Genomic DNA, 21,436 nt, shown 5'->3' with positions numbered 1-21,436 from the left:
GAGGACGGATGAGGCGGATGAGCAGCAAAGAAGACAGGCTTCTCGAGTATCTCAAGCGCGTCACCGGGGACCTTCGTCAGGTGCGTGAGCGCCTTCGTGAGGTCGAGGAGAAGGACGACGACCCCATCGCGATCGTCGGTATGGCGTGCCGGTATCCGGGCGGGGTGCGTTCGCCGGAGGACCTGTGGCACCTGGTGGCCGCCGGTGGTGACGCGGTCGGGGACTTCCCGGCGGATCGGGGTTGGGACGTTGAGGGCATCTACGACCCGGACCCGGATGCGAGGGGGAAGACGTACGCGCGTCGCGGTGGATTCCTGTACGAGGCGGGGGAGTTCGACCCGGGGTTCTTCGGGATCAGCCCGCGGGAGGCCGTGGCGATGGATCCGCAGCAGCGCCTGCTGCTGGAGACCACGTGGGAGACGTTCGAGCGGGCCGGCATCGACGCGGAGTCGGTGCGCGGCAGCCGTACCGGAGTCTTCGTCGGCTCCGGCTACCAGGACTACGTCAACCTCCTGGTCGGGGTGGGTGGCGAGTCCGACGGTCATCTCGGGACCGGCAACTCCGCCAGTGTGATGTCCGGTCGTATCGCCTACACCTTCGGCCTGGAGGGCCCGGCCGTCACCGTGGACACGGCGTGCTCGTCGTCGCTCGTGGCCCTGCACTGGGCGATCCAGGCCCTCCGTAACGGCGAGTGTTCCATGGCGTTGGCCGGCGGCGTGCAGGTGATGACCACGCCTACCGCGTTCGTGGAGTTCAGTCGCCAGCGCGGGCTGGCCCCTGACGGGCGGTGCAAGGCGTTCGGTGCCGGCGCCGACGGCACCGGCTGGGCCGAGGGCGTCGGCATGCTCCTGGTCGAGCGGCTGTCCGACGCCGTGCGCAACGGCCACGAGGTCCTTGCGGTGGTACGGGGGAGCGCCGTGAACCAGGACGGTGCGTCCAACGGTCTGACCGCGCCGAACGGCCCCGCGCAGCAACGGGTCATCCGCCAGGCCCTGGCATCGGCCGGCCTGTCTCCCGCCCAGATCGACGTCGTCGAGGCGCACGGCACGGGCACGACGCTGGGCGACCCGATCGAGGCGCAGGCGCTCCTCGCCACCTACGGCCGGGAGCGGACGGAGGACCGGCCGCTGTGGTTGGGCTCGCTGAAGTCCAACATCGGTCACTCGCAGGCGGCCGCGGGTGTCGGCGGCATCATCAAGATGGTCATGGCCATGCGCCACGGAGTGCTCCCGCAGACCCTGCATGTGGACGAGCCGACGCCGCACGTGGACTGGTCGGCGGGCGCGGTGCGGCTGCTGACCGAGGCCGTGGAGTGGCCGGAGACCCATCACCCGCGTCGGGCCGCCGTGTCGTCCTTCGGCGTCAGCGGCACCAACGCCCACACCATCATCGAACAGGCCCCGCCGGCCCAGGACGAGGGGCCCGCAGGGGCTCTCGTCGACGGCCCCCTGGCGTGGGTGCTCTCCGCCAGGAGCGACGCGGCGCTGCGGGCCCAGGCGGCCCGGCTGCGGCCTTCGGCACGGGGCGAGGTCCGGCCGCAGGACATCGGGCTGTCGCTGGCCACGACCCGCGCCGCCATGCGTCACCGGGCCGCGGTCGTGGGGGACAACCGGGAGGAACTCCTCAGCGGGCTCGAGGACCTGGCCACCGGGACCCCTTCGTCCCGTGTGCTGCTGGGGCGCCCGGCCGGCGGCAAGACCGGCTTCCTCTTCTCCGGGCAGGGCTCGCAGCGCATCGGCATGGGGCGCGAGCTGTACGCGGCGTACCCCGTCTTCGCCGCGGCCTACGACGAGGTGTGCGCGCACCTGGATGCCCCGGTCGACGTCGATGCCGAAACGCTTCACCGGACCGGGGGCACCCAGCCCGCGCTCTTCGCGGTCGAGGTGGCCCTGTTCCGGCTCCTCGAATCCTTAGGCGTACGGCCCGACTTCGTCGTGGGCCACTCCGTGGGCGAGATCGCCGCCGCGCACGTGGCCGGTGCGTTGTCCCTCGACGACGCGGCGAAGCTGGTGTCCGCGCGGGCCGCGCTGATGCAGGCCCTGCCCGCGGGCGGCGCGATGGTCGCCGTGCAGGCCACCGAAGAGGAAGTCCTGCCCCACCTCACCGACGGGGTGAGCATTGCCGCGGTCAACGGCCCGTCGTCGGTGGTGGTTTCGGGTGACGAGACGGCGGCCCTGGCGATTGCCGCGGGCTTCGCCGAGCAGGGCCGTAAGACGTCCCGGCTGAAGGTCAGTCACGCGTTCCACTCGCCGCTGATGGACCCGATGCTGGCGGAGTTCGCCGAGGTCGTCCGTGGCCTGGCCTTCGAGCAGCCGCAGCTCCCCGTCGTCTCCAACCTCACGGGTCAGCCTGTCGAGGCTTACACCCCCGAGTACTGGGTCCGGCACGTGCGCGAGACCGTCCGCTTCGCCGACAGCGTCCGCACCCTGCACGACCTGGGCGTGAAGACCTTCATCGAGATCGGTCCGGGCGGTGTGCTGAGCGGCATGGCACAGGGCTGTGCGGACGACATCGTCACCGTCCCCGTACTCCGGGCCGACCGCCCCGAGCGGCAGGCCGTCGTGACCGCGCTGGCCCATCTGCACACGCACGGCGTGTCCGTGGACTGGCACTCGTTCTTCGCCGGCGCGCGCAGGACCGACCTGCCGACCTACGCCTTCCAGCGCGAGTGGTACTGGGTCGACGCCCCGGAATCCGCCGCCGCCGAAGCGGACCCGGTGGACGCGGAGTTCTGGGAGACCGTGGAGCGCGGGGACCTGCAGGCCCTCGCCGAGACCCTGGACATCGGCGCAGGGGACACGTTCGGTGACGTGCTGCCGAGGCTGTCGTCGTGGCGGCGGCAGCGCAAGGAGCAGTCCACCGTCGACGACCGGCGCTACCGCGAGTCGTGGAAGCGCCTGGGCGAGCTCGGTCCGGCCGGCATCGGCGGCACCTGGCTGTTGGCCGTGCCGGCGGAGGAGAACGAGCAGACCGCCGCGGTCCGCACCGCGCTCACCGCCCGCGGCGCCACTCTGAAGACGCTGGTCGTCGACGCGGCGAGCCACCGCGCCGGTCTCGCCGGGGAGCTTGCCGGAATCGGGCCGGTCGACGGCGTGCTGTCCCTGCTCGTCAACGGCGACCCCGTGCTGCCCACCCTGCTGCTCGTCCAGGCCCTGGGCGACGCGGGCGTCGACGCCCCGCTGTGGTGCCTCACCTCGGGCGCGGTGGCCGTGAGCGGCTCCGACGCCGTACGCGACGCCCGGCACGCCCAGGTCTGGGGCCTGGGCCGCACCGTCGCCCTGGAGCTTCCCCGGCGCTGGGGCGGCCTGATCGACCTGCCGGAGTCCGTCGACGACCAGGCCGCCGTACGCCTGGCCGACGTGCTGGAACAGGCGCTGACGGGCCGGTGGGAGGAGGACCAGCTCGCTGTCCGCGCCTCCGGTGTCTTCGCCCGGCGGCTCGCCCACGCACCGGCACGGGCGGCCACCCGCCGCTGGCAGCCTCGCGGCACCGTCCTCATCACCGGTGGTACGGGCGCGCTGGGCGGCCACGTCGCCCGCTGGCTGGCGCGCGGCGGCGCCGAACACCTCGTCCTCACCAGCCGCCGGGGCGCGGACGCCCCGGGCGCCGCCGCTCTGCGGGACGAGCTGGAGGTCCTCGGCGCCCGCGTCACGTTCGCCGCCTGCGACGTGGCCGACCGCGACGCCGTAGCGGCCCTGCTCGCCCAGCACGTCTTCACCGCCGTCGTACACGCCGCCGGGGTCGCCGACGCCGGCACGGTGGACGCCACCACCCCCGCTGCCTTCGCCGCCGCGCTCGCCGCCAAGGTCGGCGGCGCGGCCCACCTGGACGAGCTGCTGGGCGATCAGGAGCTCGACGCCTTCGTCCTCTTCTCCTCCATCTCCGGTGTCTGGGGCAGCGGCGGCCAGGCCGCCTACGCCGCCGGCAACGCCTTCCTCGACGGTCTCGCCCGGCAGCGCCGGGACCGCGGCCTCACCGCGACCGCGGTCTCCTGGGGCCCCTGGGCCGACGGCGGCATGGTCGCGGACGGCGACGACGAGGAGCGGCTGCGCCGCCGCGGCCTCCGCGCGATGACCCCCGCATCGGCGATCACCTCCCTGCAGCGCGCGCTGGACCGCGACGAGACCCTGCTGACCGTGGCCGACGTGGACTGGTCGCGCTTCATCGTGCCGTTCACCCTCGGCCGACCCAGCCCGCTGCTCGGCGACCTCCCCGAGGTGCGCGCGGCGCTCGCGGTGGACACCCCCGCGGCGGGCCACGGCTCCGGTGCGCTCGCCGAGAGCCTGGCCGCGCTGTCGCACCAAGACCGCGCACGCGCCCTCGTGGACCTCGTGCGCACGCACGCCGCCGCCGTCCTCGGCCACCGCGGGGCGGGCGCCGTCGAGGCCGACCGGCCCTTCCGGGACATCGGCTTCGACTCCCTGACCGCGGTGGAACTCCGCAACCGGATCAACAAGGCCACCGGCCTCTCCCTGCCCGCGACGCTGATCTTCGACCACCCCACGGCCGCGGACCTCGCCGCCCACCTGCTCGCCGAACTCACCGGTGGCCAACACGAGGCGGTCGCGGCGGCCGCGACCGCAGCGGTGCTGGACGAGCCGATCGCCATCATCGGGATGGCCTGCCGCTACCCCGGCGGCGTGCGCTCGCCCGAGGACCTGTGGGAGCTGGTCGCCTCCGGCCGCGACGCGATCTCCCGCTTCCCCGGCAACCGTGGCTGGGACGTCGAGGCGCTCTACCACCCGGACCCCGACCACCCCGGCACCACGTACACCACCCAGGGCGGATTCCTGCACGACGCGGACGAGTTCGACCCCGCGGTCTTCGGAATCAGCCCGCGCGAGGCCGTCGCCATGGACCCCCAGCAGCGCCTGCTGCTGGACACCACCTGGGAGGCCTTCGAGCGCGCCCGGATCGCCCCCCACGCGATGCGCTCCACCACCACGGGCGTCTTCGTCGGCTCCGGCTACCAGGACTACACCGGCCGCCCGCTCAAGGTGCCCGACGGCGTCGAGGGCTACATCCCCAGCGGCAACGCGGCCAGCGTGATCTCCGGCCGGCTCTCCTACACCTTCGGCCTGCAGGGCCCGTCGGTCACCGTCGACACCGCGTGCTCGTCCTCGCTGACCGCCCTCCACCTCGCCATGCAGGCGCTGCGGGGCGGCGAGTGCTCCATGGCACTGGCCGGCGGCGTGATGGTGATGGCCGGACCGTCCGCGTTCACGATGTCGAGCCGACAGCGCGCGCTGTCCGCCGACGGCCGCTGCAAGGCGTTCTCCTCGTCCGCCGACGGCACCGGCTTCGCCGAAGGCGTGGGCCTGGTGCTGCTGGAGCGGCTGTCCGACGCCCGCCGCAACGGGCACGAGGTCCTGGCCGTCGTGCGGGGCAGCGCGGTCAACCAGGACGGCGCGTCCAACGGCCTGACCGCGCCCAGCGGCAAGGCCCAGCAGCAGGTCATCCGGCAGGCGCTGGCCAATGCCCGGCTCGCCCCGGACGAAGTGGACGCCGTCGAGGCCCACGGCACCGGAACCCGGCTCGGCGACCCGATCGAGGCACAGGCCCTGCTGGCGACGTACGGCAAGGAGCGTTCCGAGGGCCGTCCGCTGTGGCTCGGCTCGCTGAAGTCCAACATCGGCCACACGCAGGCGGCCGCCGGCGTCGGCGGCGTCATCAAGATGGTGATGGCCATCCGCAACGGCATCCTGCCGCAGACGCTGCACGTCGATGAGCCGACCCCGCACGTCGACTGGGCCGGAGGAAACGTGCGCCTGCTCACCGAGCAGACCGCCTGGCCCGACCAGGACAGGCCACGGCGTGCGGCCGTCTCCTCGTTCGGGATGAGCGGCACCAACGTGCACACCATCATCGAGCAGGCCCCGCAGACCGCGACCGCCGCCGAGGTCGAGCAGCCCCCCGCAGCGCAGGACGCGACCGCCGCCCAGCCCCTGGACGTGTTCCCGTGGGCGCTGTCCGCGAAGACCGACCGGTCCCTGCGCGAACAGGCGCGCCGGCTGCTGAACCACCTCGACCGCACCGAAGGGCTCACCCTGCCCGACGTCGGCCGCGCCCTCGTCACCACGCGGACGCAACTGGAGCAGCGGGCCGTGGTCGTCGGCCAGGACCGGCACGAGCTGCGGGCCGGGCTCGCGGCGCTCGCCGACGGCAAACCCGCGGACACCGTGGTCCAGGGCACCGCCTCGGCCTCCGGCAAGGTCGCCTTCGTCTTCCCCGGTCACGGCTCGCAGTGGACCGAGATGGCGCGTGAACTGCTGGACACTTCCCCGGTCTTCGCCGAGCAGGCCAAGGCCTGCGCCGAGGCGTTCGCCCCCTACCTCGACTGGCCGTTGCTCGACGTCCTGCGCGCCGAGCCCGATGCGCCGGACGTGGCCGACGTGGAGGTCGCCCAACCCGCGCTGTTCACGGTGATGGTGTCGCTGGCCGCCCTGTGGCGCTCCTACGGTGTGACGCCTGCCGCCGTCGTCGGCCACTCGCAGGGCGAGGTCGCCGCCGCGTACGTCGCGGGCGCGCTGACGCTGGACGACGCGGCGCGGATCGTGGCCCTGCGCAGCCGCTCGCTGACCAAGCTCATCGGCAAGGGCGCGATGCTCGCGATCGCCATGCCGGCCGAACGGGTCCGAGCGAGGCTGGAGAAGTACGGGGACCGGCTGTCGGTCGCCGCCGTGAACGGGCCCGCGGCCCTGACCGTCTCCGGAGAGCCCGACGCGGTCGACGAACTCCTGGCGGAACTCGAAGCCGAGGGCGTGCGCGTGCGCAAGGTCCGCGGCGCCACCGGCGCCGGGCACTCCACCCAGGTCGAGAGCCTGCGCCCCGAACTGCTCCACCTGTTGGCCCCGGTCGCGCCGGGCGCGGCGGAGGTCCCGTACTACTCCACGGTGACCGGCACGGTGCTGGACACCACCACCCTCGACGCCGAGTACTGGTACCGCAACGCCAGGCACACGGTGGAGTTCGAATGGACCGTACGGACGCTGCTGGCGGACGGGCACGGGGTGTTCGTCGAGTGCAGCCCGCACCCGCTGCTGGCCGACGCGGTGCAGGAGATCGCGGAGGAGACCGGTGCCGACGCCGTGACCGGCTCCTCGCTGCGCAGGGGCCAGGGCGGCATGGACCGCTTCCTGCGCTCCGTGTCCGAACTGCACGTGAGTGGCGTGCACGTGGACCTGACGGCCCCCTTTGCCGGGCGTCCGGTACGGCGCGTGGACTTGCCGACGTACGCGTTCCAGCCACAGCGGTACTGGCTGGAGAGCGCCGACCCGGTGCCTGCGGGCACCGATCCGGTCGAGGCCGGATTCTGGGAGCTCGTGGAGAACACGGACCTCTCCGGGCTCGCCGATGAACTCGGGGCGGACGACGCCGCCCTCGTCGGCCCGGCGCTGCCGGTACTGTCCGCGTGGCGTCGGCGCAGCCGCGAGAAGTCCACGGTGGACGGCTGGCGCTACCGCGTCTCCTTCCGGCGACTGACCGACCACGCGGCCCCCGGCCTGAACGGTCTGTGGCTCGCTGTCCTCCCCGCCGGACTGGCGGACGAGCAGTGGGCGCCCTGCGTCGTCGGCGTGCTCGCCGCCCATGGCGCCAAGGTGCGGGTCGTCGAACTCCCTGTCGACTGCGACCGATCGCAGGCCGCGAAGCGGCTCGCCGAGGAACTCCGCGGCGAACAGCCCGCCGGTGTCTTGTCGATGCTCGGCCTCGCCCCCGGCTGCCACCCGGCCCACCCCACGTTGTCCGCGAGCCTCGCCACGACCGTCACCCTGCTGCAGGCGCTGGGCGACGTGGACGTCCAGGCACCGCTGTGGTGTGCGACCCGCGGAGCCGTGTCCACCGGAGTCACCGACCCACTGCGCGACGCCGGCCAGGCACAGCTCTGGGGCCTGGGCGTCGTCGCCGCACTGGAACTGCCCCGGCGTTGGGGCGGTCTCGTCGACCTGCCCGAGGAGCTGGACGAGCACGCGCTGCGCCGCCTGGCCGGAGTGCTGGCCCAGCACGACGAGGATCAACTCGCCGTGCGTGTCGACGGCGTGTACGGCCGGCGCATGGTCCGGGCGCGGCCCGCCGACGAGGAGTCCGCGACACCGTGGAAGCCTCGCGGCACCGTCCTGATTACCGGCGGAACCGGCGGCGTGGGCCGGCACCTGGCCCGTTGGCTGGCCGGCGCGGGCGCGCAACACTTGGTGCTCACCAGCAGGAGCGGGCCTGACGCCCCCGGTGCGCAGGAACTGCACGCGGAGCTGACCGCCCTGGGCGCCGAAGTGACCATCGCCGCCTGCGACATGGCCGACCGCGCTGCGGTCGCGCGGCTACTCGCCGGCATCGAGTCCCGGCACCCGCTCACCGCGGTGCTGCACGCCGCCGGCACGGCACGGTCGTCCATGCTGGCCGACGCCGGTCTCGACGAGTTCGCCGAAGCCGCGGCCTCCAAGGTCACCGGCGCCATCCACCTCGACGAGTTGCTCGACGGCCGTGAGCTGGACGCCTTCGTCCTCTTCGCCTCCGGTGCCGGCGTCTGGGGCAGCGGTGGGCAGGCCTCCTACGCCTCCGCCAACGCCTTCCTCGACGCCCTGGCACTGCGGCGGCGGGCCCGCGGCTTGACCGCGACCTCGGTCGCCTGGGGCGGCTGGGCGGGCGGCGGCATGGTCGACGACGCGGTCCAGGAGCGCGGCGAGCGGCGGGGCCTGGGCGTCATGGCCCCCGAGCTCGCGATCTCCGCGCTGCGCGAGGCCGTCGAGCACGACGAGGCGGCCCTCACCGTCGCCCCGATCGACTGGGAGAAGTTCCTGCCCGCCTTCACCGTGGGACGGCCCAGCCCGCTGCTGGCCGACCTGCCCGACGTACAGCGGCTCCTGGAGGCCGAGCAGGCCGTCGGCGAGGGGACCAGCGCCGGAGCGGCGCTGGCGACCGAGCTCGCCGCTCTCGCCCCGGTCGAGCAGGAGGAGCGGCTGCTGGAACACGTCCGCGCCCAGAGCGCCGTGGTCCTCGGGCACGCGTCGGCCGAGGACGTGCTGCCCACCGCGCACTTCCTGGAGCTCGGCTTCGACTCGCTCACCGCGATCGACCTGCGTCGGCGACTGTCGGCGGCGACCGGTCTGCGCCTGCCCTCCGGACTGGCCTTCGACCATCCCACGCCCGCCAGGCTCGCCAAGCACCTGTTGACGCGGCTCCAGAGCACCGGCAGCGCCGCGGCGGAGGAACGGCCCGCCGACATGCTGGTCCAGCTCTACCGGCACGCGAGCGAGAACGGGACGGCCGCCGAGGCCATGGGGATGCTGATGGAGGCGGCCCGCTTCCGGCCGTCGTTCGAGCGGCCCGAGGAACTGGACCGGCGGCCCGCCCCGGTGCGGTTGTCGCAAGGCGACCATCCCCTCGCGCTGATGTGCTTCTCGCCGTACGTCGTACCGGCCGGGGCGCACCAGTACGCGCGGTTCGCCGCACCCTTCCGCGACCGGCTGGACGTGTGGGCGCTGGTCCACCCCGGCTACGAGAAGGGCGAGCCGGTCCCGTCCGACCCGGACGTCGTGTTCCGGCTGCACGCGCAGACCGTACGGGAGTGTGCCGGCGGAAAGCCGGCCGTCCTGCTCGGCTACTCCTCGGGCGGCTGGATCGCCCACGGCGTGGCGGCACACCTGGAAGCCATGGGGGAGCGGCCGGCGGCCGTGGTGATGGTCGACAGCTTCAGCCGCGAGGTCCCCTTCGACCACCAGGTGCTCAACGCGATGGCCCAGGCGCACTCGCAGCGCCTGGACTTCATGAGGTCCGGCGGCGAACAGCTCACCGCGATGGGCCGCTATATGCGCCTGTTCGACGACTGGGCCGCGCCGCAGATCGCCGCGCCGACCCTGCTCGTACGGGCGAGCGAGCCCATGCTGGCCGGCGCCGGTGACGGTGACGGGCGCGCGGCACCGCCCGAGCACGTGGACACGATCGTCGAAGTGACCGGAAACCACTACTCGATGTTGGAGGACCACGCCGGCACCACCGCGGCGGCGGTGGATTCCTGGCTGGCGGACGCCGTCACCGATGCGTCCGGCCCCGTAGCACCTGCGGACGCAACGACCGCATGACCGGCCCGCGTCCACCGCGAGTACCCCAGACCCGGACAGAGCAGATGTGGGAGAGGAATCATGACGAAAGCTCTCTACGAGATAGGCGAGACACCGCCGCTCGGTGAGGTCCCGCGGCAGATGTATGCCTCGGTGATCCGCCAGAACCGCTTCGGAGAGCCGAAGCAGGCGTTCCGCACCGAGGTCGTCGACACCCCCGCGGTGGGTCGGGGCCAGGTGCTGGTCTACGTGATGGCCGCCGGCATCAACTACAACAACGTGTGGTCCTCGCTGGGCGAGCCGGTCGACGTCATCGGGATGCGGCAGCGCCAGGGCCAGCCCGAGGACTTCCACATCGGAGGCTCGGAGGCCTCCGGCGTGGTGTGGGCCGTCGGCGAGGGCGTCCGCAGCGTCACGGTGGGGGACCACGTGCTGCTCACCAGCGGCCAGTGGGACGAGGCCGCCGCGGACATCCGGATGGGCACGGATCCACTGGTCTCGGAGAGCATCAAGGCCTGGGGGTACGAGACCAACTACGGTTCCTTCGCGCAGTTCTGCCGTGTCGACGAATACCAGTGCCACCCCAAGCCCGCCCATCTGTCATGGGAGGAGTCGGCGGCCTTCCTGCTCACCGGGCCCACCGCCTACCGGCAGCTGTTCGGCTGGCAGGGCAACACGGTCCGCCCCGGCGACCCCGTCCTGATCTGGGGTGGTGCGGGCGGCCTCGGCTCGATGGCCATCCAGCTCGTCAGGCTGGCCGGCGGCATTCCGATCGCCGTGGTCTCCAGCGAGGACCGCTCCGAGTACTGCCGCCGTCTCGGGGCGGCGGGCACCGTCAACCGTCGCGACTTCGATCATTGGGGCCGACTGCCCGATGCCGGGGACGCCGAGGCGTCGGCGCGGTTCCTGCGCGGCGCTCGCGGGGTCGGCAAGAAGGTCTGGGAGATCCTCGGTGAGCGCAAGTCCCCGCGGATCGTGCTGGAGCACAGCGGCCAGGACAGCCTGCCGACCTCGATGTACCTGTGCGACAACGCCGGCATGGTGGTGATCTGCGGTGGCACCTCCGGCTACAACGGAGACGTCGACCTGCGCCACCTGTGGATGCGCTCCAAGCGCCTCCAGGGCTCGCACTACGCCGACACTCGCCAGTGCCGCGAGGTCATCAACCTCGTCGGCGCCGGCATGCTCGACCCCTGTCTGTCCGTCTGCGACGGCTTCCAGGACATCGGGCGCATGCACCAGATGATGCACGACAACGTGCACCCCCCCGGGAACATGGCCGTCCTCGTGAACGCGCCTCGGCGCGGCGAGATCGCGCTCGAACTCGCCGCCGCCTGACCGTCCCCGTCGTACGAACCCACCTCCCACAAGCGCAAGGAGAGTCATGCCCGAGCCCACCGCCGACGCGCCCACCGTCCCCAAGGCCCGCAGCTGCCCGTTCCTGCCGCCGGACGGTATCGCCGACATCCGGGCCGCCGCCCCGGTGACCCGGGCCACCTTCACCAGCGGCCACGAGGCGTGGCTGGTGACCGGTTACGAGGAGGTGCGCGCCCTGCTGCGCGACTCCTCGTTCAGCGTCCAGGTGCCCCACGCACTGCACACCCAGGACGGCGTCGTCACCCAGAAGCCCGGCCGCGGCAGCCTGTTGTGGCAGGACGAGCCGGAGCACACCTCGGACCGCAAGCTGCTCGCCAAGGAGTTCACCGTACGGCGCATGCAGGCGCTGCGGCCGAACATCCAGCGCATCGTCGACGAGCACCTCGATGCCATCGAGGCGCGGGGCGGCCCGGTCGACCTGGTGAAGACCTTCGCCAACGCGGTGCCGTCCATGGTGATTTCCGACCTGTTCGGTGTCCCGGTCGAGCGCCGGGCGGAGTTCCAGGACATCGCCGAGGCGATGATGCGGGTCGACCAGGACGCCGCCGCCACCGAGGCCGCCGGCATGCGCCTGGGCGGGCTGCTCTACCAGCTTGTCCAGGAGCGCCGGGCCAACCCCGGTGACGACCTGATCTCGGCGCTGATCACCACCGAGGACCCCGATGGTGTGGTCGACGACATGTTTCTCATGAACGCGGCCGGCACCCTGCTGATAGCGGCCCACGACACCACCGCCTGCATGATCGGCCTCGGTACGGCGCTGCTCCTCGACAGCCCCGACCAGCTGGCCCTGCTGCGCGAGGACCCGTCGCTGGTCGGCAACGCCGTCGAGGAGCTGCTGCGCTACCTCACCATCGGCCAGTTCGGCGGCGAGCGCGTCGCCACCCGGGACGTGGAGCTCGGTGGGGTGCGCATCGCCAAGGGCGAGCAGGTCGTCGCGCACGTCCTCGCCGCCGACTTCGACCCCGCCTTCGTGGAGGAGCCGGAACGTTTCGACATCACTCGACGCCCCGCCCCGCATCTGGCCTTCGGCTTCGGCGCACACCAGTGCATCGGGCAGCAACTCGCCCGGATCGAGCTGCAGATCGTCTTCGAGACCCTGTTCCGCCGCCTCCCGGGTCTGCGCTTGGCCAAGCCCGTCGAGGAACTGCGCTTCCGCCACGACATGGTCTTCTACGGCGTGCACGAGCTGCCCGTCACCTGGTGACCTCCGCACCACGGCCCACTCCCGCAGGAGATCAGCGCCCGCGGACCACGTGCGCTGATCACGCCTTCCGTCGCCGCCTCGCGTCGGGGGCGGCCACGGCCGCCGACACCAGCGCCTGACGTGCTTCGGGGCGCACAGCCGCCGGACATCGAGATTCCGCAGCACGTCGGTCTTCTTGCCGCCGTGGCCCTCCCGCCGCTGCCGCGACCCTCGCACCGACTGCCCCCGAAGCCGCTTGCCGCACGCCACGGCCCGACGCAACGGCGCTCGTGTCCCCGGACGGCCGGCGCGCGGTCCCCTTCACCGAGGCCGCCGTCACCGAGCGCGGCGACGGTTCGTATTCCGTGGCCCGGCACGCGTCCGGCGTCCGGTCGGTCACCGAGTACTCCGATGGCTTACCGGTCGACCGCGGGGCCCCGAGGAGCCCGCGACAGCGGCCCACTTGCCCGACCAAGGGGCCGGGGCCGGACGGCCGGGTGCCGACCGGACCGCGCACGGCCTTGCTGACGGACCGAAACCTGTTTCCCGTAGCCCATCACGCACCGATGAACGCCGCACTGCCGATGTTCGAAAGGCACGACATGACTGAGACCGAAATCCGCCTCACCGGGTCACCGGCGCCGTCCTTCCCTCAGGACCGGACCTGCCCGTACCAGCCGCCGAAGGCCTACGAGGAACGGCGGGGCGAGAGCCCGCTGACGCAGGTCACGCTGTTCGACGGCCGACCGGCGTGGCTGATCACCGGGCATGCCGAGGGACGGGCACTGCTCGTCGATCCTCGGCTGTCCTCCGACTGGGGTCACCCGGACTTCCCTGTCGTCGTCCGGCGCACCGAGGACCGCGGCGGGCTCGCCTTCCCCCTGATCGGTGTCGACGACCCCGTGCACGCCCGGCAGCGGCGCATGCTGATCCCCAGCTTCGGCGTCAAGCGCATGAACGCCATCCGCCCCAGGCTTCAGAGCCTCGTCGACCGGCTCTTGGACGACATGCTGGCGAAAGGGCCGGGCGCAGACCTGGTGTCGGCCTTCGCCCTGCCGGTGCCCTCCGTGGCGATCTGTGAGCTCCTCGGCGTCCCGTACGGCGACCACGACTTCTTCGAGGAGTGCTCCCGCAACTTCGTGGGCGCCGCGACGTCGGCGGAGGCCGACGCGGCTTTCGGCGAGCTGTACACGTATCTTCACGGCCTGGTCGGCAGGAAGCAGGCCGAGCCCGAGGACGGTCTGCTGGACGAGCTGATCGCACGCCAGTTGGAGGAGGGCGACCTGGACCACGACGAGGTGGTCATGATCGCGCTGGTTCTGCTGGTGGCCGGCCACGAGACCACCGTCAACGCCATCGCCCTCGGAGCCCTCACGCTCATCCAGCACCCCGAGCAGATCGACGTGCTGCTGCGCGACCCCGGTGCGGTCTCAGGAGTGGTGGAAGAACTGCTGCGGTTCACCTCCGTCTCCGACCACATCGTCCGGATGGCCAAGGAGGACATCGAGGTCGGCGGCGCGACGATCAAGGCCGGAGACGCGGTGCTGGTCTCCATCACGCTGATGAACCGCGACGCCAAGGCGTACGAGAACCCCGACATCTTCGACGCCCGGCGCAACGCACGTCACCACGTCGGCTTCGGCCACGGCATCCATCAGTGCCTGGGGCAGAATCTCGCCCGCGCCGAGCTCGAGATCGCCCTCGGCGGGCTCTTCGCCCGCATCCCCGGCCTGCGGCTGGCGGTCCCCCTGGACGAGGTGCCCATCAAGGCCGGACACGACGCTCAGGGCCCGATCGAGCTCCCCGTCGTCTGGTGAGGATCCGGGCGGAAGGAACGGAAGGAAGGGAGGCGGGCCACGCCATGCGCATCACCATCGACCGCGACCGGTGCATCGGCTCCGGCCAGTGCGCCATGACCGCACCCGGCGTTTTCACTCAGGACGACGACGCGCTGGTCGCCCTGGTCCCGGGACATGAGGACGGGGCGGGGGACCCGCGAGTGCACGACGTCCCCATGGCCTGTCCCGTGCAGGCGGTCGCGATCTTCGAGGACTGAGCGGCATCGGCCGTAAGGCGTGGGTCCGCAACTGACGAGGCAGAGCACGGATCCATCACGCTCGTCGGCCGGAGTTGGGCCCGTCCCGTCCTGGGCCCCGGTCCGTGAGCGCCTCGTCGGCACCGTGGCCCAGCAGTTCGTGGAGCAGCGGGGTCGCGGGCAGTGCCGGGTGGAGGTACACGCGCTCGCGGCGTTGTTCGACGGCGGCCAGCAGCTTCCGGAAGGTGGTCCTCGCCTCCTCGATCCGCCCGCCGTGATGTTGCGCCTGGCCCAACAGGCCCAGGTGGAGCGGGTGGCGTATGTGCGTCTTGGACTGGCCCAATTCGGCCAGCGAGGTGTGCATGAGGGCGAGGCCATCTTCGTGATCTCCTGCGTGCGCCAGGCCCCACCCTTTGACGACGCCCAGCATCGCCTTCCAGTAGACAAGTCCATGTTCGCCCGCAACGCGAGCGCCTTCGTCGCTCGAGGCGAGTGCGGTGCGGGTGTCACCCTCCCAAGCCGCCACGACCCCGTCCACGTACAGCGCGAAGGAGCGGTCGGACGGCCTGCTTTCGTACCGAGTGAGGCTCAACAACTCACGTCGGCGCGCGCCGGCGGTCTGCCGGTGTCCCAGGAGCCAGTGGGTGAAGGTGTTGTAGGAGCGGCAGGAGACGCGCGGGTCGTGCTGGAAGGTTCGCGACAGCCCGTGATCCTTGTTGGCGAAACGATCCGCTATGCCGACGCCGCGCTCCAGTTCGGCGAGTGCCTGCGGGAGCATTCCGCGCACATGCAGCACGATGCCTTCGCCGTACGTCGCACCGAGCGCCGCCACGGGCTCCCAGGTCTGCCGCGAGATGTCCCGCAGTAGGCCGGAGAACTGCCGCGAGGCGTCGTAGCGCCCGGTGACCAGGTACGCGGTGCACAGCGCCCAGAGTACCGACGGGTCCTCGGGGGCATGCGCGGCCGTGCTGAGGGCGCGACCGCGCGTCAGTGCCGTCTCGGCCTCGGGGTGGCCGTAGCCGCGAGTGGTGGCGAGCACCTGGCCGAGTTGGATGTGCAGGTCCTGTTCCAACCTCCCTGTGGCGGGATCGTCCGGCGGTAGGAAGCCGACCAGGTGCACGGCGCGGCGCAGCCAGATCTCCACCTGCTCGTACGCCATGGACTGCTCGGCGTGTTCCGCGGCGAGCAGCAGCCGAGGCAACACCTCGGCCGCGGGCAGTGCACTCCTGGCGTGCCAGCTGTGATGTGCCACCCGCTCGATCTCCTCGTCCTGCACTTGCCCTCGCCTGCGTGCGCTCAGCGCGTCGGCGACCCTGGCGTGCAGGCGGTGGCGGTCCTCACGGGGGAGCTCGTCGACGAGCGTCTCCTGGACCAGGGCGTGAGCGAAGTGCAGTCGCCCCGGGTGGTGCGGGTCCTCCCCGAGCAGGCCGGCACGGATGGCCGACTCAAGACCCGCGATGACCGGCTCGTCCCGCGTGGCGGTGCGGTGCAACAGGTCGGTGTCCACCTCGGCGCCGATGACGGCGCACAGTCGAAGCACCCGCAGGACCGGCTCGGGCAGCCCGGCGAACCGCTGGCGCAGCGCCTCGCGTACGCCGGTGGGAATGTGGGCCAGGAGCGCGTCGACCGCATCCGGGCGACGGAGTTTACGCGCATCGCCCACGAGAGAGAGAAGCTGCATCACCAAGTACGGGTTGCCTCCGCTGCGCCGGTGCAGCACCTCGACAACCTTCGGGTCCACACCAGAGCCTGCGTGTGCCTCGACGAGGGCGCCGACGGCCTGCAGGGAAAGCCCACAGAGCTGCAGCGTCTCGGTCCTGGGGCCGCGCAACACGTCGGAGACCATCCGGCGCAGCGTTGCGTCCGACTCGGCCTCGAACTTCCGCGTCGTGAGCACGATGCTGAGCGGATGGCCCTGGCAACGGGTGCTCAGTAGCCTGAGCAGGTCAAGGGAGGCGGTGTCCGCCCATTGCAGATCTTCGAGGAACAGCACGAGCGGGTGTTGCCCGGCGAGGGCGAGCAACACCTCACAGACCGCGTCGTGGGCGAGGAAGCGGGCCTGGAACCAGTCGGAGGCCCCTTTGGGGCCTTCGGTCCGGGCCGCCGACCGCTCGGGCATCAGTGGGGCGAGCAGGGCGCCGAACGGTTCCGTCGCGTCGCGAAAGGCATCCGGCCGGGTGGCGGACAGCCGCCGCAGGATCTGAGTCCACAGCCAGTAGGCGGGGACGCCTTCGCCGGGGAAGCAGTGACTCCAGACCACCTCCAACCTGGAGCCCTTCTCGGGCGCCTCCATGCTCTCCAGACGTGCCGCAAGTTCGAGCAGCAGGCGGGTCTTTCCGACTCCTGGGGGGCCGAGGACGCCGGCTACATGGCCGTGGCCCACGACCGCGCTCGCGGCGGCGGTCGTCAAGCGGTCGAGCTCCTGGCTGCGGCCGGTGAACGGCGAAGGGGCAGCCGTCCACCCCGACTCGGACTCCGGGGATTTCCCGGCTTCCGGGGTGGCTGCGAGCTCGTGTTCCGGCCCGGGTGCAGGCCGCCACTGGGCTGTCCCGGCTTGCGTGCCGGCGGCATCCGCCCGCGTGCCCGGCGGCACATCGGTTCGCGCCTCCGGGCGCGCGCCGGTCCCCGTGATCCCCTCGCGTTCGACGGCCGCGTCGGCGTCGTCCGTCCCGTTGGCGTCGTTGGTTTCCACCGTCGTGCCGTGCCTCCGGGGCGTGACGGCAGTCCTACCGTCCCAGGAGCCCACGAAGCCCTCGGAGTTCTGTACTCCGTCGTCACCGCTCTCGTTCATCGCGAGCGGGACAGGTGACGCTCTGGTGGACTCAAGTGGTGTGGGTGACAGCTTCTTCGAGGGGGCGCTCGCTCCCGGCCCCGGGCGCAGGATCGCGTTTCTGACCCGGCGTAGTTCGGCTGCGGTGTCCACGCCGAACTCCTCGACCAGATGACTACGCGTCCGCTCGTACACCTCAAGCGCCTCGGCCTGCCGCCCGAGCCGGGACAGTGCCGTCATGAGGTGGCCGACCAGCCGCTCCCGCGTGGGATGACGGCGCGCCTCCCCGTCCAGATCGGCGGCGACCTCTTCGGCCGCGCCGAGGGCCAGCCGCGCCTCCGCGCGGGACTCGACGGCGGTGAGCCGGATCTGTTCGAGTCGGGTGCACTCGTCGCTGAGCGGGGGATGGCTGTCGAACTCCGCGTACGGCGAGCCGTGCCACAGCCCCAAGGCCTCGGTGAGCCGGGCGTGCGCGGTGCGCGGATCGCGCTGCTCCAGCAGCCGCCGTCCGTCGGTGACCAGACGCTCGAAGCGCCAGGCGTCGACCTGTTCGGGATCGAGATCGAGGACGTAACCGGGCGTCCGATGACGTAGCACCGAAATTTGGCCTGTTCCCGCCTTTGTGTGCAGGGACCGGCGCAGATGAGAGACATAGCTCTGGAGTGTGGCGACGGCGTGACGGGGCGCTCCGTCACCCCACAGTTCCTCGACAAGTAGTTCGGTGGGCACCACGCGGCCGAGGCGGATGAGCAGCAGGGCCAGCAGTGTTCGCCGGCGTGGCGGGCCGAGCGGCAGGTCATGCCCGTTCAGTCGCGCCGACATGGGCCCCAGGACGCTCAGTTGGAGCTCAGCCTGACCGGTCGTCGTGGCTGACGCGTTCGCGGTCGGAGGTAAAGGCATGAACGGTCCCCATCGTGCTTGCGGATATGGCTGACCGACGGTTTTGAAGTGGCTGGTCTCACACCGTCCTCTAGGGATCCTGGCATGGCGAACGGCGCCTTCCAAGCTGGAGATCCATCGATTGGCAAGAAAGCGGCAGGTGTTCGGCAAGGATTTCGACAGGAGTCCGGAAAACGATGGCGGGCGACGGCAAGGGGTCGCCAGCGGCTCGACCAGGACCCCGCAAGGGCGGTGACGCACGATGTTCAACATCTGGCGATACCGCTGGTCCCAGGGCCGATGACGCCCCTGTTGACGGCCTTCACGGCCGCTCACCGGCCTCCGAATTTATTTCGCCCAAGTTTCCTGACGGGGGGCACTCTCTTGCTGATTCCGGCACCTGCAACTCCGGGCCTGTGTATGGCGAGTCTCGATAAAACCCTGACCATCCAGCAGGCGAACCAGGAGTTCTTCAGGCAGTTCAACGGCTCGTCCGAGGACATATGCGGTCGCAATTTCCGTGACGTGGTGCACCCGAGCGTGCAGCAGCCGCTGGTGCGTCAATTCTCCAATTTACTTGAAGGGAAGAACCACCGTTTCGTCACGCCCGTCATCGCCGTGGGGCCCGGCGAGGAGTCCGCCTTCACCGTTCCCCTCACCGCGGTCGCGGTGCGCGGTGGCCTGCCCGACACGACCGCGATCCTGGTCATGATGCCCACGGCCGGGGACGCCGAGCAGACGCGTGTGGTGCCCAAACGCAAGAAGATCCTCTCCACGATGGACGCGCGCATCCTCGAAGGCATCGCCGCCGGCGTCTCCACCGTCCCCTTGGCCGCGAGCCTCTACCTCAGTCGGCAGGGTGTCGAGTACCACGTGACCTGCCTGCTGCGGAAGCTGAAAGTGTCCAACCGCGCCGCGCTGGTCTCCCGCGCCTACTCCCTGGGCGTGTTCAAGGTCGGCACCTGGCCGCCCGAGGTCGTGGACGACTTCGTGAAGTGAGCGGGCATCGGGCCCTCCCGGCGCCCGCTCGCGCGGGTGCTGTGGCCGCGTTCACCCGGGTCGAGCACAGGATCGCCGGACTCGCCGCTCACGCAGTGCCCGGCAAGCACCTGGCGGAACGGCTCGAGTCCGCGCGCACGGGAGAAGCACCTCATCAGCGCGTACCACAAGCTCCGGGTCGCAGGACGGTCCGAACCGGCCGCGTCTTCCCCTGCCCGGCCCGGCGGACGCATGACCGCACGCTTGAGCGCTTCCCGCGCCCAGGAGCGGGCCGCACCGCAACGCCCGCTTCCGTACCCGGGTGACCGAACCCCCGGGCCGGCCTCCACAGGGTCAGCCCGCCCGATCCGGATTTCGTCGATGGCCTGTGCGCGGTCTCCATGCGGTCCGTTCTGCCCCGGACCGTGTCACTCCGGCCGACCCTCCGATTCATCTTTCATCTCTCCCGAGCTCAGGAGCCACAGCGTGATTGCACACCAGCCTCTGTCGCGGCGCCGCATGCTAGGCGTGGCGGCCTTGGGTGCCGCCGCACTCGCGGGGCAGACTACGATCACCGCCGCCCCCCGGGCGGCCGCTGCCACCGCAACCAGTGGTTCCGGCGGCACGTTCGTCCCCGCCGTCGTGGTCGGCACCGGTTACGGCGCCGCCGTCTCCGCCTTGCGCCTCGGCGAGGCAGGGGTCCCCACCCTGATGCTGGAGATGGGCCGGCTGTGGAACCAGCCCGGTCCGGACGGCAACGTATTCAGCGGGATGCTCAAGCCCGACAAGCGCTCGAGCTGGTTCAAGACCCGCACCGAGGCCCCGCTCGGCTCATTCCTGTGGCTCGACCTCGCCAACCGGGACATCGAGCCCTACGCGGGTGTACTGGACCGGGTCAACTTCGACCAGATGTCCGTGTACCTGGGACGCGGTGTCGGTGGCGGTTCCCTCGTCAACGGTGGCATGGCGGTCACGCCCCGGCGCTCGTACTTCGAGGAGGTGCTGCCCCAGGTCGACGCCGAGGAGATGTACACCAAGTACTTCCCCCGCGCGAACTCCACCCTCCGGGTCAACAACATCGACAAGAGCTGGTTCGAGCAGACCGACTGGTACTCGTTCGCGCGTGTCTCGCGCCGGCAGGCCTCGAACGCGGGCCTGAGCACCACCTTCGTGCCCAACGTCTACGACTGGGACTACATGCGCCGTGAGGCGGACGGCGCGGTGCCCAAGTCCGCGCTGGCCGCCGAGGTGATCTACGGCAACAACCACGGCAAGGTCTCACTCGACAAGAGCTACCTGGCGGCCGCTCTGGGCACCGGCAAAGTCACCATCGAGACCTTGCACCAGGTCAAGACGATCCGTCAGCAGAACGACGGCACGTACCTGCTCACCGTCGAGCAGAGGGACACCGGCGGCAAGCTGCTCGGGACCAAGGAGGTTTCGTGCCGCCACCTCTTCCTCGGTGCCGGCAGCCTCGGCTCGACCGAACTACTCCTGCGTGCCCGCGAGACCGGCACTCTCCCGGGCCTCAGCCCTGAGGTCGGCGGGGGCTGGGGCCCCAACGGCAACATCATGACCGCCCGCGCCAACCACATGTGGAACCCCACGGGCACCAAGCAGTCGTCGATCCCCGCCCTCGGTATCGACGACTGGGACAACCCGGACACCCCCGTCTTCGCCGAGATCGCCCCCCTGCCGGCGGGTGTCGAGACCTGGGTCAGCCTCTACCTGGCCATCACCAAGAACCCGGAGCGCGGCACCTTCGTCTACGACGCGGCCAAGGACCGGGCGGACCTGCGCTGGACCCGGGACCAGAACGCGCCTGCGATCGCAGCCGCGAAGTCGCTCTTCGACCGCATCAACAAGGCCAACGCCACCATCTACCGGTACGACCTCTTCGGCAAGCAGATCAAGGCCTTCGCCGACGACTTCTGCTACCACCCGCTCGGCGGCTGCGTCCTCGGCAAGGCCACTGACGACTACGGCCGCGTCACCGGATACAAGAACCTCTACGTGACCGACGGTTCACTCATCCCCGGAAGCATCGGCGTCAACCCGTTCGTGACCATCGCGGCGCTGGCAGAGCGGAACATCGAGCGCGTCATCAAGCAGGACATCGCGGATTCCTGACGAGCGGTAGGCGCGGCCCGCCCGCG

At 71.4% G+C, this 21,436-nt stretch carries 8 protein-coding genes; 7 read left to right on the top strand and 1 reads right to left on the bottom strand.

The annotated features are described in order from the left end of the window. Positions 1-17: 17 nt before the first annotated feature. From GTY58_RS02275 to GTY58_RS02255, 5 genes are all read left to right on the top strand, one after another. On the top strand, positions 18-10,076 hold the full coding sequence (locus tag GTY58_RS02275; protein WP_010981852.1) for a type I polyketide synthase: 10,059 nt from the start codon (positions 18-20) through the stop codon (positions 10,074-10,076). Positions 10,077-10,136: 60 nt separating this feature from the next. Next, complete coding sequence (gene ccrA / locus GTY58_RS02270) at positions 10,137-11,393, top strand: crotonyl-CoA carboxylase/reductase (protein WP_010981851.1); 1,257 nt, start codon at positions 10,137-10,139, stop codon at positions 11,391-11,393. Positions 11,394-11,439: 46 nt separating this feature from the next. Next, on the top strand, positions 11,440-12,639 hold the full coding sequence (locus GTY58_RS02265; RefSeq protein WP_010981850.1) for a cytochrome P450: 1,200 nt from the start codon (positions 11,440-11,442) through the stop codon (positions 12,637-12,639). A gap of 581 nt (positions 12,640-13,220) precedes the next feature. Beyond that, on the top strand, positions 13,221-14,435 hold the full coding sequence (locus GTY58_RS02260) for a cytochrome P450 (RefSeq protein WP_042494178.1): 1,215 nt from the start codon (positions 13,221-13,223) through the stop codon (positions 14,433-14,435). Positions 14,436-14,479: 44 nt separating this feature from the next. Continuing rightward, entirely contained in the window at positions 14,480-14,674 is a 195-nt protein-coding gene (locus GTY58_RS02255) for a ferredoxin (protein WP_010981848.1), read from the top strand. A 55-nt stretch (positions 14,675-14,729) separates the two neighbouring features. Here GTY58_RS02255 and GTY58_RS02250 read toward each other — a convergent pair whose 3' ends face one another. Then, positions 14,730-18,245, bottom strand: coding sequence for a BTAD domain-containing putative transcriptional regulator (locus GTY58_RS02250; RefSeq protein ID WP_078958569.1), 3,516 nt, complete (start codon positions 18,243-18,245; stop codon positions 14,730-14,732). A 477-nt stretch (positions 18,246-18,722) separates the two neighbouring features. Here GTY58_RS02250 and GTY58_RS02245 point away from each other — a divergent pair, with 477 nt between their 5' ends. Both GTY58_RS02245 and GTY58_RS02240 read left to right on the top strand, forming a co-directional pair. Further along, complete coding sequence (locus GTY58_RS02245) at positions 18,723-19,301, top strand: LuxR C-terminal-related transcriptional regulator (protein ID WP_037651888.1); 579 nt, start codon at positions 18,723-18,725, stop codon at positions 19,299-19,301. A gap of 498 nt (positions 19,302-19,799) precedes the next feature. Next, positions 19,800-21,410: a GMC oxidoreductase gene (locus GTY58_RS02240; RefSeq protein ID WP_037651890.1), complete on the top strand. Its 1,611-nt coding sequence runs from the start codon at positions 19,800-19,802 to the stop codon at positions 21,408-21,410. The last annotated feature ends 26 nt before the right edge of the window (positions 21,411-21,436 follow it).

The sequence above is a fragment of the Streptomyces sp. SID5469 genome (assembly GCF_009862865.1).
Lineage (GTDB): Bacteria > Actinomycetota > Actinomycetes > Streptomycetales > Streptomycetaceae > Streptomyces > Streptomyces avermitilis.
The sequence above is the reverse complement of the archived record's forward strand: the minus strand, read 5'-3'. Positions and strand labels throughout refer to the sequence as shown.